Genomic DNA, 18648 nt, shown 5'->3' on the forward strand with positions numbered 1-18648 from the left:
GATTTTAAACAATATGACCAATATTGTTTTTGTAATAATTATTTATAATAAATTGATTTTTAATAATTTATAAGTTGGCATGCTGATTGCATTGCAAGTGAAAAGCCATTTTGCTTGTTTTCTTATGTACTTTTTATGTACTAATTAACTGGAGGTCTTATGTCCGACAAAATTATGTCAAATTATAACAAATTACGCACAGATCTTATAACCAAAGATCGCCGTTTCAGTGCTCAAAACGGTAAATTATGTTTTGATGGCGTAAATTTAGAAGAATTAGCAAAGAAATACCCAACTCCTTTTTACGTATTTTCTGAAAAAGAAATTGACCGTAATATTAAGGAAATCAAAGATTCGTTTAAAGCTCATCCAAACACTAAGATTTTCTATGCATCAAAAACGTGTTCTGTAATGGGTGTGCTAAAAGCAATTAAAGATGCAGGTATTTATGCTGAAGCGAATTCAATGTTTGAAGTGCGTAAATGTCTAGAGATCGGTTTTCCAGGTAGTCAAATTGTATTCAATGGTGTAGTTAAAAAACCGGTTGATTTAGAATTTGCTATTCAAAATGATCTTTATATTATCAATGTCGATAGCTTGTATGAACTCGATATAATTGATGAAATTTCTCGTCGTCTCAAGAAAGTAGCGAATGTATGTGTGCGTGTTGAACCAAATGTACCATCAGCGACTCACGCAGAACTTGTTACGGCATATCATGCTAAATCTGGTATCGACTTAGAACAAGCGGAAGAAACTTGTCGTCGTATTCTTGAAATGCCATATGTACATTTACGTGGTTTACATATGCACGTAGGGGATCAAGTGCCAGAAGCAGAACCATTTGCTAAAGCAACGAAAGTTTTAGTCGATGAATCACGCCGTTTAGAAGAAGTCCTTGGTATTAAATTGGATTTAATTAACGTTGGTGGTGGTATTCCAGTTCCATATAAATATGACGAAGAAAATGGTAATCCATTACAGGATAATATGTATGCAGGTATTACTGCACAAGATTTTGCTGATGCAGTAATTAGAGAAGTACATAAATGGCGTACCGATGTTGAGATTTGTATTGAACCTGGTCGTAAAGTAACAGGATCTGCCGCTGTATTATTAACAGAAGTTGCTTGTGAAAAACGTAAAACTAATTACGATTTAGACGGAAACATTGAAGAACATGTTGAGTGGAAATTCGTTGATGCGGGTTATAGCGTGTTATCTGATAGCCAGCATTTTGATTGGTTCTTCTATGTTTATGATGCATCAAGAATTACCGAAGATCACGATCAATACATTAAACTTGCTGGACCTTTATGTGATGGTGGTGACTATTACCATGTTGGTGTAAAGGGTGAAGAGTTCTTATTACCAAAAGACACTCAAATTGGAGATATCATTGCATTCCTTGATGCTGGAGCTTATACCATCGAAAGTCAAACGGTTTATAACAACCGTCCACGTACTGCCGTTGTTATGATCGATAAAGAAGGTAAAGATCGATTGATTCGCCGTGAGGACACTTACGAGGATATGGTTGGATACGACGTGTATTAATCATGAGTTATCTGAGGCATTTTCGCCTCAGATATTATAATGTGAGGTTATTATGAGTGATTCTAAAGATTCAAGTTTACTTGGTATTAAAGACATTGTATTTATGAATGTCATTGCCATACTAAGTTTACGTCAAATTCCTAATGTTGCTCCTTACGGAGCGTCAGCAATGGTGCTTTGGCTTCTTGCTGCATTTTGTTTGTTTTTCCCTTTAGCGATGGTTTGTGGTGAACTTTCTACTGGTTGGCCAAAAGATGGAGGGATTTTTGTTTGGGTAAAAGAAGCGTTTGGTAAACGAGTTGGCTGGATAGTGGTCGTTTGTTTCCTATTCTCATGCGTTCTATTCTTCCCATTAATGTTACAATTTGGTTTTACTGCAATTGGTTACATGTTTAGTGCCGAATTAGCCCAAAATCAGGTGTTTATTGGTGTTGGTTCCATGGTGGTATTTTGGATTTTAACATTAATGAATATCAAAGGTATGAAATGGACTAAAATTATAAACAGTGTTAGTGCATGGTTAGGGGTATTTATTCCCGCTGGTATCATTGTGTTATTGGCAATTGTCTGGTTGATGACAGGCCACCCAATGGCAACTGATTATAGTCATGTTAGTGATTGGATTCCAGATTTAAGTAGCTGGGATACAATTGTATTTTTATCAAGTATGATGTTTGCTTTTGCTGGACTTGAAGTTGCACCAATGATTGCTGGACGTACTCGTGATCCACAACGTGACTTCCCTAAAGCAATGGCAGTATCTGCAATTGTTATCGTTGGTATCTATATGATTGGTACTTGGGCAATTAATACCTTATTACCTGCTGCCGATACTGATATTGTTGCTGGTGTAATGCAAGCAATGGAGGCTGCTGCTAAAGAGCTACATATGCCTTGGTTATTACCAGTAATGGCAATTTGTTTATTCTTTGGTGCGTTAGGTCAAATTAACTCATGGTTAGTTGGTCCTATCTATATGTTACAAGAAGCGTCAAAAGAAGATAATTTACTTGGTGAACGTATTGGTCGTTTACATCCTGTATATCAAACACCAGCATTTGCTTTAGTTATCCAAGCAATCATTGTGACTGTACTTTGCTTTTCAACGTTCGTATCACCAAGTATTGCTGCTGCATATTGGATGTTAACCGCATTAACAACCATTTGTTATTTTATTCCTTACTTAGTAATGTTTATTGCCTATTATCGTTTACGTATTACTCAACCAGATGTACCGCGTAGCTTTAAGATCCCTGGTAAAGTATTACCTATTGTTTTACCTGGCTTAGGCTTTTTATCTACGCTATTTGCGGTGATCTTAGTGTTTATTCCACCAGCACAAATCGATATGGGTGGTTATGTTGAGTATATCGCTAAAATTGTTGGTGGCGCAGTGCTTGCAATTGTGTTAGCTGAATGGATATATCATCGCGCACAAAAACGTAATCGCTTGCAACAACAATAAGATATAGAGGAGTAAATGTATGTACAAACCTGTATTGGAAATTGATTTAGGAAAATTAAAGGACAATGCACGTGTTGAAAAGGAGCTACTTGCTAAACACGGTATTGAAGTTATGGCAGTTAATAAAGTGTTTGATGGTTGTGTTGAAACTGCAAAAGCAGTTCTAGATGGCGGTATTGATGTTATTGCTGAATCAAGAACATATAATTTGAAAAAATTAAAAGATGCTTTAGGGTGTAAAACTTGCCTGTTACGTAGTCCTTGTTTAAGCGAAATTAGTGAAGTTGTTAAATATGCAGATATTAGCTTAAATAGTGAAAAAGTGGTGATTCAAGCACTTTCAGAAGAAGCCGTCAAGCAACAAAAAGTTCACCAAGTTTTATTAATGGTTGATATGGGCGATTTACGCGAAGGTATTTGGTTTGAACATATCGATGAAATTATTGATACGGTCAAACTTATTTTATCTTTACCGGGTGTTGAGCTTTATGGGCTTGGCACCAATTTTAACTGTTACGGTACTGTGCTACCAACAGTTAAAAATGGAGTAGACTTTTTAGAAATTGCGCGTAAAGTAGAAAAAGCTTGCAATATTAAAATACAATATTTATCAGCCGGTAATTGTACTAGTTATCATTTATTAGACAAGGGTATCTGGCCTGAAGGACTAAATCACATCCGGATTGGTGGTTTACATGAGTTTGGTATTGAGTATGTAGATATGAAATATCTTGATGAATTTCATCACTCAAATAAACCTGTAGAAAAAGCTTGTAGTGATATGTATAAATTATATGCACAAATTATTGAGCTTAATAGTAAACCAACCGTTCCTGTTGGTGAGTTAGGGGTAGATGCTTTTCTAAATAGTAAAACTTTTGTCGATCATGGCGTACGTAAACGAGCGCTGCTTGCTTTTGGACGTCAAGATGTACCGGCTGAAAGCTGTGTGCCGATCGATGATAACATTACTGTACTTGGTCAAACCAGTGATCATACATTAGTCGATATTGAAGATGTGACTCAAACTCTTAAAGTCGGCGACATGATTGGGTTTGAGCTTGATTACACTGCCTTGCTAATGGCTTGTCAAACTAGTGGTGTAGAAAAACGGTTTATCTATTAATTTGTGTTAACTGCTGGGTAACCAGCAGTTTTTATCAATGATTAGGCGGTTTATACATGGCAACATCAGCATCACAACAAAGCCAAAATCCCAGTAATTTAAAAAAGAATCTTAAAAATCGTCATCTGCTAATGATTTCGTTAGGAGGATCGATTGGTACAGGTTTATTTATTGGTATCGCTGCACCATTAACAACAGTAGGACCGTTAGGGACTATCATCGCTTATTTTATGGCCGGTAGTATAATGTTGGCAACAATGTTATGCTTAGGTGAACTTTCTTGTGCATTTCCACATGCTGGCTCTTTTCAACATTATGCATTAATGTTTATTCCAAATCCGATTTGGAGTTATACCATTGGTTGGTTATATTGGCTTAGTTGGGTTCTGTCTATGGCAGCAGATTTAACAGCCGCTTCTATGATTGCCCACCAATTTTTTCCTGCTATTCCTATTTATCTTTTTAGCTTATTGATTTTAGTTGTTATAACTTCAGTTCATTTAACTTCTGTGCGTGCTTTTGGTGAAAGTGAGTATTGGTTTTCAACCATTAAAGTGCTGGCAATTATTGCCTTTATTGGTATTGGCATTTATCTTCTGTATCAACAATATACTCAAACCCATGTATTACCTACCTTTAAAACAGAACATGGCTGGTTTCCTAATGGTTTTTTATCGATTTTTGTATGTATGACCATTGTGACTTATTCATTTCAAGGTGTTGAATTAATTGGTAGTGCAGCAGGTGAAGCTGAGTCACCCCAAACAGTGTTACCTAAAATTATTACAGGTGTCGCATTTAGAATTATTCTGTTTTATGTATTAGCCATTGCCGTTTTAGCATTAGTTTACCCATATGGAACCGTGCATGATGAAATTAGCCCCTTTGTGTGGGTATTTAATAAAGCTGGTATTACTTTTGCTTCTTACATGATGTTGTTTGTTATTTTTTGTGCTGCAATATCGGCAGCCAACTCGGCTATTTATGCAAGTTCACGTATGTTATGGTCTATGGCACAGGATAATTTAGCACCTAAATATTTTTCAGATGTCAATAAAAGAGGTGTTCCTACTAAAGGTATCTTATTTATTGCAATTATTGCTTTAGTTTCATTATTTTCTAAATATATTGCAGCGGAAAAGCTTTATCTCTACTTAGTTGCAGGTACGGGGCAAGTAGGTTGTTTTGCGTGGATTATTATAGCTTGGTGTCAGTATCAATTCCGTAAAGGAGTTAATAGTGGTAAATACTCTAAGGAGATGGTTAAATTTAAATCACCGTTATTTCCATGGTTAGCTGCTATTTCAATTATTGTTAATATTGTGATTATTGTTGGTGTATGGTTTGGTGAATCGGGGCATTTTATTTTATTGTCAGAAGTTGTCTTAATTATCATTATTCTAGCTTCTTATTATTACAATAAAAAACGCAATTTAATTCTCAATAACTAAGATTATTTATATTCAATTAATAGATAAATACTCATAAATTAATCTTAAATAAGATATCAAATTCAATTGTTACGCTATGTTACATAATAACGTAACAAATTTGTCAATAATGCTTAACTATTTTAGAAAAGCCGATATACCAGTAAATACTACTTGTGCAGCAATTGCTGATATTAGTAGCCCAGTTAATTTTGATAAAATAGCAATACCAGTATTTTTTAATACTTTCGCAATACTTTTTGCGCATAAAAGCATAGCATAAATGCCCGAAGAAGCAACAAACAATGAAACTGCACCAACCATATTGGCAGCAAAACCCACCGAACTTGTTCCCATAACAATAATAGTACCGATAGAAGCAGGGCCCATGCAAAGAGGAATTGCAAGCGGTACAACACTAATATCTTCATCACTGCTAATTTTATTTTTATCTGGAGAATCATTCATCAGTGCTACCGCAGTGATAAACAGTAATGCGCCAGAACCGATACGGAAGGCATCAAGTGTAAAACCGAAAACGCTAAACATAGTATTACCAAAAAAGAACAATACAATACCAATAATAAACACTGCACACGATGTTTTAAGTGCAGTTTTTCGGCGTTGTGGCTCTTCATATTGTTTAGTACCACTTAAGAATGCACTTAGCACTGCTGGTGGTGTCATTAATGCGAATAACTTGGTTGTAGTGGCAAGAATCGCAACAAGATAGTTATCCATAATGTTACCTTTATTTGATCTAGATATTACTTGAACTTTGTCAACGATTGTTTGTTGGCGGGAATGAACTTTTACTATATACATAAAAACGGTCACCATAAAGGTGACCATATTTAATTGGATATATTTAATTAGTTTATTAAATATTAACCAATTTGAATTAGTTAAGGCGTTCTTTGATACGCGCAGCTTTACCACGAAGTTCGCGTAAGTAGTAAAGTTTAGCTTGACGTACTTGACCACGACGTTTCACAGTAATTGAATCAACAATTGGTGAGTGAGTTTGGAATACTCGTTCAACACCTTCGCCATTCGAAATTTTACGTACTGTAAATGCAGAATGTAAACCACGATTACGAATTGCTACAACTACACCTTCATAAGCTTGAAGACGTTTTTTGTTACCTTCAACAACCCATACTTTTACTTCAACCGTATCACCCGGACGAAAAGACGGGATGTCTTTTTTCATTTGTTCTTGTTCTAATTGCTGAATAATTGCATTTTTCATAATTTTGTCTCTTACTAGTTATACTGAAATATTAATGGCCTTGTTCATCACGATATTCTCGTTGGAATTCAGTGAGTAAACGTTGCTCTTCATCAGTCAGAGCTAGATTTTCAAGAAGATCTTCTCTTCTTAACCAAGTTCGTCCTAGTGATTGTTTTAATCGCCAGCGACGAATCGCTTCATGGTGACCAGACATTAATATGTCAGGCACCGCCATTCCATCTAACACCTCAGGTCGAGTATAATGTGGGCAATCAAGTAAACCGTTAGCAAAAGAGTCTTCTTCTGCTGATGATTCATGATTTAATACGCCAGGAATAAACCTTGCTAATGCATCAATCATCGTCATCGCCGGTAATTCACCGCCACTTAACACGTAATCCCCAATTGACCATTCTTCATCAATTTCGGTTTGGATAACGCGTTCATCTATACCTTCGTATCGACCACAAATCAAAATCAATTTTTGATATTGCGACAATTCGCAAACACCTTGTTGGCTTAATTTGCGCCCTTGTGGGGAAAGATAGATTACTTTTGTATCTTTACCTGCTACTGTTTTTGCTGCATGAATTGCATCGCGAAGTGGTTGTACCATCATTAACATGCCGGGACCACCGCCATAAGGCCTATCATCGACCGTCTTATGCTTATCATGCGCAAAGTCGCGCGGGTTCCAATATTCTACTGTTAACAGTCCGTTTTTTACGGCTCGACCAGTTACACCATAACAGGTAATTGCTTGGAACATTTCGGGAAAAAGGCTAATAACGCCAATCCACATATTCTTACCTTACCAATTAAAAAGCGGGATCCCAATCGACCACAATTATTTTTGCTGTTAAATCAACTTGTTTTATAAATTGATCATCAACAAACGGAATTAAACGTTCTGTTGCTCCAAATGCATCTTTTAGATTTGCTTTTACCACCAACACATCATTTGAGCCAGTTTCCATTAAGTCAGTCACCTGACCCAAATCATAATCGTTAATTGTTTTTACTCGACAGCCAATCAAATCCTTCCAATAAAAATCACCATTGTTAAGCTCTGGAAATTTTTCAGCATCAACAAATACTTCAAAATTAGTTAATGCATTGGCTTGATCACGATCGTCAATGCCTTTGAGTTTTACAATCATATCTTGATTATGGGGCTTGAAGCTTTCTACGATTACCTCTTGCCATTTACCAGCACGCTGAATATACCAAGGTGTGTAATCAAAAATACTATCTGGAAATTCTGTAAACGAAAAAATTCTGAGCCAACCACGAATGCCGTAGCTAGAACCAAGTTTACCTACAACAATGAGATTCTCAGTATTCATCATTACAGTTACTATTTATTACTCAATTAAGCAGCTTTTTGTGCTTGTTTGATCAATGTATTTACACGATCAGAAACTGTTGCACCTAAACCTACCCAATGATTTACGCGATCAAGATCTAAACGTAATTCTTCTGCTTTACCTTGTGCAATTGGATTAAAAAAGCCAACGCGTTCAATAAAACGACCATCACGTGGGTTACGGCTATCAGTGACAACTACTTGATAAAAAGGGCGCTTTTTAGAGCCACCACGAGCTAAACGAATAGTTACCATAACATCCTCTTAAATTAAAAAATTATCTTTCTTTTGCCCAACATGGGCAAAATTAAAGCCACGAAATTATACTCTTTCTGGAAAAAAGTGCAATGGCTGTTTGTTGAAGCTAGGTGTGATATTGCTTGCTTTGGACTTATTTAGTCATGAATGGATAAAAATAATACTAATGATGTTTTATTTTCCAGTTTAATGCGTTCTAATATCTTTAGGTACGACGACTATTATTTCTTTTTTGGGCGAATAAAAGCCCGTTTTAAAACATCAAAAAAACCTAATGACCTTACCATTTTTTGCCCATCAATATAAACGCGAATTGCTTTTAATGTCTTTTTGGGATCTTCGGAGGCAAAGGTGAAAGTACCGTCTTTTTTTGTTTGGATTGAATAACGAGGAATCCATCTACCACCAAATAATACGGAAGCAATAACATAATCTACTTCATCCCAAGGAATTTGGATATATTTACGAGGGTCGCGCCGATGATAAAATTCAAATGCTTTATCACCAATCATTATATTGCCATATTCAGATAAACCAGTAAAAGCAGTTGCTTTCACGGTCAAATCAATTTTTGTGTTTAATGATTGAACCATCTATTACCTATCCATAACTAAGGTTGAATTGATAAAACTATCCTTTTCATACACATCGTGTTTTTGGTCACATTGTGTGATGAAAAGGATAATGATTGTTTAATAGAAAGCATAATTTTATACTGAAACGTTATGCTTTCCTGAAACATTTTTACAAAAGTACTGGTTTATAAAAGACCTACTAAATGACCAGCGATACCTACTAAAAATAATCCAACAATGATAATGATTGGAGATACTTTTTTACGTAATAACCACATACAGAAGAATGTTAAAAGTAACGGAACAAGCCCTGGTATCAATTGATCTAAGTTATTTTGTAATGTAGTGACTTTTTCTTGAGTGAGAGATAATCCACCTTGCATTTGTTGTAATGCTTGTTGGATACCTTGAGCACCCGCAGGTAATGAATTCCAGTCAATAAATGCGCCATTGTCTAGTTTGACTGTTGATACAATAGGCTGGAATTTTATTGATACCCACCTTTGTACCAAAGCAGCAAGTACAAACATCCCTAATATAGATGCACCCTTAGTGATTTTTTGTAGCAAACCACCAGATAGGTTATCTGTAATTTTCGATCCAGTACGATAACCAAATTCTTGGGTGTACCACATAAAGCTCCAACGAATAATATTCCATAACATAAAGAATAAAATAGGTCCCATAATATTACCACTAAGCGCTAATGAAGCACCAAGAGCACCAAGCATTGGTCGTACCGTAAACCAAAACACTGGATCACCCACGCCAGCTAAAGGACCCATCATCCCAACTTTTACCCCTTGAATGGCAACATCATCAACAGCGGCACCGTTGGCGCGTTCTTCTTCTAAAGCAAGTGTTACACCTAAAACAGGTGATGCTAAATATGGATGTGTATTAAAAAACTCTAAATGACGTTTTAGCGCTGCTGAGCGGTCTTCTTTCGTGGTATATAGTTTTTTGATAGCAGGAATCATAGAGTAGACCCAACCACCATTTTGCATACGTTCATAGTTCCAAGAACCTTGAAGGAAAGTTGAACGCCAAGCAACAGCTAAACGATCTTTTTTGCTTAATTGAATTCTATCTGTCATTTTCTTCTCCAAGTTCTTAGTAATCATTCAAAATATCATCAAGCGGATCGCCTTTACTACCGCCATTTGATGAATTGCCACGTTCTGAAAGACTGAGATATATCAGTGCTAATGCGATGCCTAACGCACCAAGGGCAATTAATGTTAATTGTGATATAGCGGCAACAACAAAGCCAATAATGAAAAATGGCCATACTTCACGGTTTGCCATCATGTTTATTACCATTGCATAACCAACTGCAACAACCATACCACCGCCGATAGCCATACCGGTTGTTAACCATTCAGGCATTGCATTTAAAGCTTCTTTTACAGTTTCTGCAGGAATGAATAGTAACGCTGCTGCAGGAATCGCAATACGTAGACCTTGCAAGCAGATACCTAGAATTTGCAACCATTCGATTTTACGAATATTACCTTCTTCCGCTGCGGCATCCATCATATGAACTAATGGAACAGCAATAGTTCGCACAATCATGGTTAAAAATAATCCAGCAACCGCAAGTGGAATAGCTACTGCAATAGCTGTTGATACACCTGCAATGCCTTGACCACCTAAAACTAAAATAATTGATGATGCAACAGCGGCTAGTGCGGCATCAGGTGCTACTGCTGCCCCAATATTTGCCCAACCTAAAGCAATCATTTGTAACGATCCGCCTAATACTACACCTGCTTCTAAATTGCCAGTTACAAGCCCAATTAATGAACATGCAACAAGTGGCTGGTGGAATTGGAATTGATCTAAAATACCTTCCATACCAGCTAGAAAGGCAACAGCTATCACTAATATGATAGCAACGATTGATAATGTCATAATATATAACCTCTTAAATAAAACTAATTCTTTTGTTCAGCTAATTCTTCTTTCGCTTTTTTCAATAAATCATCCATATTACTATTGGAATCATTTGGCACTTTGCGAACATCAAATTTAACGTTTTTAGCCTTCAACTTTTCAAATGCATCAACATCATCAGCATTCATTGAAAGCACTTTATTAACCATGACTTTACCAACAGAATGTGCCATTGAACCAATATTAACAACATCAATATCGACGCCACCTTCTATTGTACGTAAAACATCTTGTGGGTTCTCAAATAAGAGCAAGGCTTTAGTATTGCCAAATCGAGGGTCACGTGATACTTCAATAATTTTTTTAATTGGTACAACGTTTGCTTTAACCCCAGGAGGCGCAGCTTCTTGAATAAGTTTTTTTCTTAACTCATCTTTGGCGACGGAATCAGAAACCACAATTATACGATTAGGATTAGTTGATTTAGTCCAAGCTGTTGCAACTTGTCCATGTAATAATCGTGAATCAACTCGCGCTAAGACAATTTTCATCTTGCCATTACCAAGTACTGTACCTTCTGGTATTGTATTAGATACTTGTGTTGCTGGTTTATTTTGAACTGGTGCATCAACAGTTGCTTTGACACCTTCTCTTGCTGGCTCAATAATTGCAGTAGCAATCTCTTTGGCGGTCTCCATTGAAAAACGTGAAGAGTAAGCTTCAATAAGCATTGGAAGATTTAAACCTGCGACGATAGCCCAATTACTGTGCTCGCCACATAAATTATTAGCCTGATTAAAAGGTGTGCCACCCCATAAATCTACTAAAAATAATACTTCATCTTGATTGTCAAATGTTGCGATTGCTTCTTGCATTCGTTCTTTTAAACTTTCTGGACTATCACTTGGATGCAAGGTAATTGCTTTAACATTTTCCTGCTCTCCAAAGATCATCGATCCTGATTGTAGAATACCTTCAGCAAACTCACCATGAGTAGCTAGGATAATTCCTACCATATAATTTCCTCCGGATTTTTATATTATTGAATAATATAAACGTGTTATAAAAATGAACTTAAAAATTATTACTAATTCAGTTATTTTCTAAAATAAAAAAAGTCTCTTTTTTACTACGAAAAAAAGCAAAGGTTTTTAGTGTAAATCTGACTCTATATTTATTCCATTAAAGAATATATTTATTCCATCAAAGAATATATTCATTATATTATAAATTTTATTATTAAATCATTGCATTTGTTAAAAGTGTGTGACACAGATTATAGAATTTGTTATAAAAAACATTTTTTTGTAATCGAAAAAATCATTATAGCCAAAAATAAAAAATTTATTTTTATTTAATAAAATAATGATGTTACTGTTGTTAGGGTGGATTCTATAAGTTTTTTAAAAAACATTTAGATTATTGGTTATTCGATTTTATTTTATCGATTTGTAAACTTTTTATGATCTTTATCATGCACAATATATTGTTATCAAATGATAATACAAAGTATATTGTGCATAAATTATTTAACTTATTTAATCCATAATGATTTATTTTTATATCGTTGATCAAGTTCAGCACTAAACCACCGACCGTTTAACACTTCAGAAATGATGATATTTTTTGATTCTTGATTAATTGATTGATCATTATCCATTTCATTAAGAACATCGCTGTAAGTAAAATTTTTACCTCCCATATACGCAATGGCTTTTACTTTATCTGCGTTCATGTATAAATAGGCATTATTTGCCTTACTATGGTCAGCTGTCCAATTATTCCAGTAAACTAAATCAGTTCCATTAGGATCACCTGAATGGATAAAATTATTAAGGTATTTTTTGAATGTCATACTTAATTGTTTGGCGCCTTGAGTTTTGTATGCATTACCAATGAAACCATCATAATTTTGTGAATTAGCGTCCAATAATGGTAAGAATACTCCATGAAAAGCACCAAATAATGCCATTTTGGAACCAACATTATTGGCGTCTTGACCAAATTCTATTTCTAACCCATAAATTTTGGCTTTATAAAAGGGAGCCATTTTCTGCGCAGAATCTGCTACATTAAATAGGTCATATAAACGACTTCCATATCTATTGGTAAAATTAAATTCGTTAAGTTTTTTGCCTGTTGGTAAACCATTGTTGAAAGCATCACTAAAATAAGTGGATGTTTGGGCGAATAATGAAAATTCGCAGGTACCAGTTAACATAATCAATGGCACAGAATTATATTCATGAGTATTAAAACCGTCTTTAGGAATGACATATCCATCATTGTATAAATGTGGAAAAACGCTCATTCTTATTCCAGCATTTCCCATAAGTGATACTAGTCGTTGTGAAGATAAACTATAAAGATAATTTCTTACATCCGATTGATTGGTTAATAGCCAATCATAAGCTTCTTCTTGGGTTGGTTTTATTTTATCTTCAACAACAAGTGGAGCGATAGCCTTAGCAAATACTTTTACGCTATCTTGTTTATCCGCAATAGTCATGCCACCACTAAAAGATATTGCTTTTTGAAATTTGTCTTTGAAAATAGGCGAGATTAACATTGCCATTACATCTCGTCCACCAGCAGAAAAACCAGACACGGTTATGTTATTAGCGTCTCCACCAAAATTAGCTATATTTTCTTTTATCCAATCTAAGGATTTTGCAATATCAAGTAGAGCATAATTTCCAGAATCTTCAAGTTTATCTCCAGTTTGTAAGGCAGGAAGTGGGTTGAATCCCAATGGTCCTAAACGATAATTAATTGAGATAAAAATACCGTCAATGTCATTTACCATGGTGTTTCCTGTCATTTCCTCCGCTTTACCATTTTGATTATTGCCACCGTGAATATAAACCAGTACTGGTAAATTATTCGATTTATTATTAGGTCGATATATATTGAGATTTAAACTATCTTCTGATCCAATAACTTTATTTTCTTTAAATTGAAATGCAACTTTGCTTGCTTGGGTTGCATCTAATACACCTTTCCAGGGTTCAGGATCAACGGTTTTTTTCCATCTGAGTTGACCTGCTGGTGGTTTGGCATAAGGTATGCCCGTCCAAACAATAACATTATTTATTTTATCTAATTGACCTTTTACCATACCATATTGGGTATGAACCAAAGTGGCATCAGTAGTTTGGTTGATATTGGCTTGATGATTATCAACGTTATGTGAATTATTTTGGTTACTCGCAAATGTTGAAGGAGATAGAGCTAATAGACCAAATAAAACTACGGCAATATTAAGTTTTAGTAATGATTTTTTCATAGATTTTCCTTTTATAAAATAAAACTTAAATAGAATTTGAATTAGGTTTTAAAAAAATCCATCAATTAATGAACATGGTAATATTAACAATTAGAGTAAAATTATTGTTTTTATAAATAGTTATTTCAAATATTGTGAATGAAAAATTAGACTTGAATCACAAATTGGGTATACCAATTTGTGTTATTTAACAATTTATGCAGGGTGGTTGTTTATTGCTTTGCGAATAGAATCATTATTTTGTAATAATATTTCTTTTGCTTGTAACTCATCAATATCCGCAAGAATCATTAATATTGCTGTTTTACAATGTTTATTGCATTTATTCAACGTAGCTATTGCTTTTTCACGACTGCAATCGGTAGCTTGCATAACGATTGATATTTGTCGTTCAATAAGCTTGGCATTAGTTGCTTCAACATCAACCATTAAATTTCCGTAAACTTTGCCAATTTTGATCATGCTTGCGGTAGTTAGCATATTGAGTACTAGCTTTTGTGCTGTGCCAGCTTTCATTCTTGATGAACCTGTGATCACTTCAGCCCCAACAATTGGGGTAATAGCAATGTCAGCTAGTTTAATCATTGGAGCCTTGGGATTACAACATAAACTAATAACTGTTGCTCCCAGTGATTTAGCATATTGCATACCACCTATTACATAAGGTGTGCGCCCACTAGCTGCAATACCAACTAAAATATCGTTAGTGCCAAAATCAATATTGGCTAAATCATTGATAGCTTGATTAGGATTATCTTCAGCGTTTTCAACTGCTTTAAAAATAGCTGGTGTGCCACCAGCTATTAAGCCAATGACCTGTTGCGGTGGTGAGCCATAAGTAGGTGGGCATTCACTGGCATCTAAAATACCTAACCTACCAGATGTACCGGCACCAAGATAAATTAATCGACCTTGTTTTAAAAAAGCTTGGCTGATAGCATCAACAGCTTGAGCTATGTTATAAAGTTCCTTTTCAACAGCTAATGCCACTTGTTTATCTTCATTATTGATAATTTTAAGTATCTCTAATGTTGAACAGTTATCAATATGTTCGCTATTAGAATTGCGACTTTCGGTTATCATCTCTGAAAGATTAATTTTTTGCATGTTTTTTTAATCCTAGCCACAACAATAAAATTACAACAGCAAATAAACCGCCAAAACCAACACCGATTGCTATAACAGGTAAATCCATAGCAACGGCTAAAGTGTAAAGCCCTAACATGACCATCATGGCGGTGTATTCACTTAAATTTTGTACCGAAATCACACTGCCCGCGCCAACAAGCTCTTTACCTATTTTTTGAATAAAGGCATTTAAAGGTACCAAAAAGAAACCACCTAAAGCCCCAATGACAACTAATAAAATATAAGATGAAATAATATTACCTTGCAATGTAAAAGCAATTACCATAATTCCCATCATAATTCCTGCTGGAATACAACGTAATGTGTTATTTATTGAAATAAATGTACTAGCCAGCCCAGCACCAATCACAATACCAATAGCAACAACAGCATTAAGGTTGGTCGGTGTTGCATTATCATGAATATCTAAAACGACAGGAACCCAGCTAATCAACAGAAAACGTAAAGTAATACCTGCCCCCCAAAATAAACTTGTGCCTAATAATGTGAACAGTACTTGCCTGTTGGTAAATATTATTTTAACTGTGTTAGCAAAATCTTTGACCATACTTAAAAATTGCCATTGAATATTTTGTCTTGCAGAAGGTAATTTAGGAATAAAAAAGTTAGCAATAACTGCAAGTCCATACATAAATACACAAGCAAATAACGCCGCTGTTACATTAAGATCGGCAATATGTCCACCCGCTAATGACCCAAGCAAAATAGCAGCAATCGTTGATGCTTCAATTAATCCATTAGCTTTTACTAAATTATCACCACTTGTTAGTTCCCCCAAAATTCCGTATTTTGCTGGAGAATATGCTGCCGCACCAATACCTACTAGAAAATAGCCAGCAAATGGACTCAAGTTTAAACAGATACAACCAGCACCTAATAATTTTATGCCGTTTGAAATCATCATAACTTTTCCTTTGGACATGCTATCAGCAAATTGACCTACAAAAGGTGAAAGTATAATAAAAGGCACAACAAAACCAATCTGTAATGCTGACTGGCTCCATTCTGGATAATGTAAATTTTTAATGTATGCCAATATGGCAAAGAAGATTGCATTATCAGCAAAGGCTGAAAAAAATTGCGCTAGCATGGTCGCAACCATACCTTTGCTTAATAGTGACAGCTGTTTCATATGATATCCTTAAGTTATTGGTCAGCCATTTTTCTCAAGGTAATAAAATCAATTTTACCTGTACCAAGAAGTGGTAACTCTTTAACAACACGAATATCACGCGGTATAGCTAATGCTGGAATACCCAATTCTTGAGCTGCTTGATTAAGTTGTTCTCGATTTAACTCAGACGAAGTAGTAAATAATACAATAGCTTCCCCTTTTGCTGCATCACTTTTTACTGTTGCGCCGTGCATAGCTTCAGAATCGACTTTTTTAGCAAGAGCTTCAACACTTTCTAATGAAACCATTTCACCTGCAATTTTAGCGAATCGTTTTAACCGTCCTTTGATCGTTAAAAAACCTTGCTTATCAATAGAAACAATGTCGCCAGTATCATACCAACCTTTTTCGGATTGGCCTTGTTCATTGGTTGCGATTGGTTCTTCCAGTTTACCTGGGTTTTCTACTCGTAAGTAACCTTTCATAACATTAGGTCCTTTAACGAGTAATTCTCCACCATCAGAAATACCTGGAATTGGGATTAATTTTGAGGTCATACCCGGTAATAATCGACCTACCGTGCCAGCTTTAAATGCCATTGGAACATTTAGCGACACAACCGGTCCGCATTCAGTAACACCATAGCCCTCTAGAATACGAATACCATATTTATCTTTCCATTGCTCTCGTACTGCGTCAGATAGTTTTTCTGCACCAGCAACCACATAACGTAAACGCATAAAATCATAAGGGTGGGCATAACGAGCATAATTGGCTAAGAAAGTAGGCGTACCAAATAAAACGGTACAGTTTTGGTCATAAATTATTTCAGGCACCATACGATAATGTAAAGGATTTGGATATAAGAAAGTACGACTACCAGAAAATATTGGTAAAAATAGCCCAGCGGTGATACCAAAAGCATGGAATAACGGTAATGCAGACATAAAGCGGTCAGCTGGTGTTGGGTCAATAACCGTTCGAATTTGCTCGACATTGGCAAGCAAGCTACCATGGCTATGCACAACACCTTTAGGGTTACCTTCAGAGCCGGATGTAAATAATACCAATGCTTCGTCATCACTGGTTTGAGCTTGTTTAACTAAACGTGGTATAAACTGATGAACGGCAATATGAAGTTTGTCAGTAAATGTTAAACTACTGCGTAAATCTTCTAAGAAACACCATTTAACATCTTTGATTTCTTCAAGTAGATAGTCGAGTTTTCCTTTTTGGATAAATTTACGTGAAGTGATAATAGTTTTAATTTCAGCCGCAGTAATTGCGCAAGTTAAACCTTTTGTTCCTGCAGTATAATTAAGCATTGCTGGAATACGGTTTTTAACTGATAAACCAAAAATGGTAGCAACGGTAATAGTTGCATTGGGTAATAGAACCCCAACCCGCTCTTTTTTCTGAGTAAATTTAGAAAGAATGCAACTTATACCAATAATTTGTTTTATTAAATTGCGATAAGATGCCTCGTTAGTTGTGGGATCTTGCACCATTCGTGATTTTACACCGTAGCGTACTTGAGCTTCAAGCAGTGCTTCAAAAAGAGTTAATTTAGGACGACTTCCCATGCGAGCATTCATCATTATTTGGTGAAGTTTTTCACCGGCAATATAGCGTCTTTCGCTAGCTTTAGGTGCATCCGGCATAGGAATGGATGTTGGTTCAAGCACATGAATAGTTATTTTAGGGAATAAGTGACGTTTAAATAATCCTTTTAAGCGGCTGGTTATAGTAAATTCGGCACCTTCAATCCAGACAGGTACAATAGTTGCTTGTGATCGAGCTGCAACAAAAGCAGCACCGTCATAAACTTTCATTAATGAGCCAGTTACAGTAATTCTTCCTTCAGGAAAAATAACAATTGGACGACCTTTTTCGATTTCGCGAACTAAACGCTTAATAGCCATTGGGCTAATTGGATCCATTGGCACAAAATCTACGTAATGTTTGGCTAGGCGTACTAACCAATGATTGATATAACCTGCGTAGATAGCAAAAACAGGTCTTACTGGTAAAAAAACGCCGATTAGAATACCGTCAAGGAAAGAAACGTGGTTTGGTGTGATAAGCAATCTGTCTTGTTTTAAGTTGTTAAGATTACCATAAACTTTTACATGGAATAACATCTTTAAAAAAAATTTTAATATTTTAAATAGCATCTGATTTCTCAAGTATCG

At 35.5% G+C, this 18648-nt stretch carries 16 protein-coding genes and 2 pseudogenes; 4 read left to right on the forward strand and 14 right to left on the reverse strand.

The features are described 5' to 3' along the window. Window positions 1-159: 159 nt before the first annotated feature. Genes dokD through GAPWK_RS02085 form a run of 4 tightly spaced genes read left to right on the forward strand, consistent with a single transcriptional unit; the run spans window position 160 to window position 5599 of the window. Window positions 160-1557, forward strand: a complete 1398-nt coding sequence (dokD, locus tag GAPWK_RS02070) for an ornithine/lysine decarboxylase DokD (protein WP_025314636.1) — start codon at window positions 160-162, stop codon at window positions 1555-1557. A gap of 52 nt (window positions 1558-1609) precedes the next feature. After that, window positions 1610-3022 (forward strand): APC family permease, encoded by a 1413-nt coding sequence (locus GAPWK_RS02075; protein ID WP_025314637.1) that lies wholly within the window; start codon window positions 1610-1612, stop codon window positions 3020-3022. A gap of 19 nt (window positions 3023-3041) precedes the next feature. After that, window positions 3042-4148 (forward strand): alanine/ornithine racemase family PLP-dependent enzyme, encoded by a 1107-nt coding sequence (locus tag GAPWK_RS02080; protein WP_025314638.1) that lies wholly within the window; start codon window positions 3042-3044, stop codon window positions 4146-4148. Between the two features lie 56 nt (window positions 4149-4204). Continuing rightward, window positions 4205-5599, forward strand: coding sequence for an amino acid permease (locus GAPWK_RS02085; RefSeq protein ID WP_025314639.1), 1395 nt, complete (start codon window positions 4205-4207; stop codon window positions 5597-5599). 117 nt (window positions 5600-5716) lie between these two features. On the opposite strand, the gene GAPWK_RS02090 is transcribed toward GAPWK_RS02085, so the two are convergent. The 14 genes and pseudogenes from GAPWK_RS02090 to aas form a co-directional block, all read right to left on the reverse strand. Further along, a complete protein-coding gene (locus GAPWK_RS02090; protein WP_238551136.1) occupies window positions 5717-6403 on the reverse strand; it encodes a MarC family protein in 687 nt (228 codons plus the stop codon). 76 nt (window positions 6404-6479) lie between these two features. Then, window positions 6480-6830 (reverse strand): 50S ribosomal protein L19, encoded by a 351-nt coding sequence (gene rplS, locus GAPWK_RS02095; RefSeq protein ID WP_025314641.1) that lies wholly within the window; start codon window positions 6828-6830, stop codon window positions 6480-6482. A 31-nt stretch (window positions 6831-6861) separates the two neighbouring features. Then, a complete protein-coding gene (gene trmD / locus GAPWK_RS02100; RefSeq protein WP_025314642.1) occupies window positions 6862-7614 on the reverse strand; it encodes a tRNA (guanosine(37)-N1)-methyltransferase TrmD in 753 nt (250 codons plus the stop codon). Between the two features lie 16 nt (window positions 7615-7630). Beyond that, the gene (gene rimM / locus GAPWK_RS02105; RefSeq protein ID WP_238551137.1) at window positions 7631-8158 is read right to left on the reverse strand and encodes a ribosome maturation factor RimM; all 528 of its coding nucleotides are present in this window, start codon (window positions 8156-8158) and stop codon (window positions 7631-7633) included. Between the two features lie 26 nt (window positions 8159-8184). Further along, complete coding sequence (rpsP, locus tag GAPWK_RS02110) at window positions 8185-8433, reverse strand: 30S ribosomal protein S16 (RefSeq protein ID WP_025314644.1); 249 nt, start codon at window positions 8431-8433, stop codon at window positions 8185-8187. A 224-nt stretch (window positions 8434-8657) separates the two neighbouring features. After that, entirely contained in the window at window positions 8658-9029 is a 372-nt protein-coding gene (locus GAPWK_RS02115; protein WP_025314645.1) for a DUF956 family protein, read from the reverse strand. Window positions 9030-9196: 167 nt separating this feature from the next. Continuing rightward, a complete protein-coding gene (locus GAPWK_RS02120) occupies window positions 9197-10108 on the reverse strand; it encodes a PTS system mannose/fructose/sorbose family transporter subunit IID (RefSeq protein ID WP_025314646.1) in 912 nt (303 codons plus the stop codon). Window positions 10109-10124: 16 nt separating this feature from the next. Beyond that, window positions 10125-10925, reverse strand: a complete 801-nt coding sequence (locus tag GAPWK_RS02125; RefSeq protein WP_025314647.1) for a PTS mannose/fructose/sorbose transporter subunit IIC — start codon at window positions 10923-10925, stop codon at window positions 10125-10127. A gap of 23 nt (window positions 10926-10948) precedes the next feature. Beyond that, window positions 10949-11491, reverse strand: a pseudogene (locus tag GAPWK_RS15430) (PTS system mannose/fructose/N-acetylgalactosamine-transporter subunit IIB); the annotation flags it as partial. Between the two features lie 53 nt (window positions 11492-11544). Then, window positions 11545-11923: pseudogene (locus GAPWK_RS15435) on the reverse strand (PTS sugar transporter subunit IIA); the annotation flags it as partial. Between the two features lie 518 nt (window positions 11924-12441). Then, complete coding sequence (locus tag GAPWK_RS02135; RefSeq protein WP_025314649.1) at window positions 12442-14193, reverse strand: carboxylesterase family protein; 1752 nt, start codon at window positions 14191-14193, stop codon at window positions 12442-12444. A 195-nt stretch (window positions 14194-14388) separates the two neighbouring features. Continuing rightward, window positions 14389-15300, reverse strand: coding sequence for an N-acetylmuramic acid 6-phosphate etherase (murQ, locus tag GAPWK_RS02140; RefSeq protein WP_025314650.1), 912 nt, complete (start codon window positions 15298-15300; stop codon window positions 14389-14391). Then, window positions 15287-16474 (reverse strand): lysophospholipid transporter LplT, encoded by a 1188-nt coding sequence (gene lplT / locus GAPWK_RS02145; protein WP_025314651.1) that lies wholly within the window; start codon window positions 16472-16474, stop codon window positions 15287-15289. The genes murQ and lplT overlap by 14 nt, the downstream gene beginning before the upstream one ends. A 14-nt stretch (window positions 16475-16488) precedes the next feature. Continuing rightward, on the reverse strand, window positions 16489-18630 hold the full coding sequence (gene aas, locus GAPWK_RS02150; RefSeq protein ID WP_038517048.1) for a bifunctional acyl-ACP--phospholipid O-acyltransferase/long-chain-fatty-acid--ACP ligase: 2142 nt from the start codon (window positions 18628-18630) through the stop codon (window positions 16489-16491). Between the last annotated feature and the right edge of the window lie 18 nt (window positions 18631-18648).

It is taken from the genome of Gilliamella apicola, from assembly GCF_000599985.1.
GTDB lineage: Bacteria > Pseudomonadota > Gammaproteobacteria > Enterobacterales > Orbaceae > Gilliamella > Gilliamella apicola.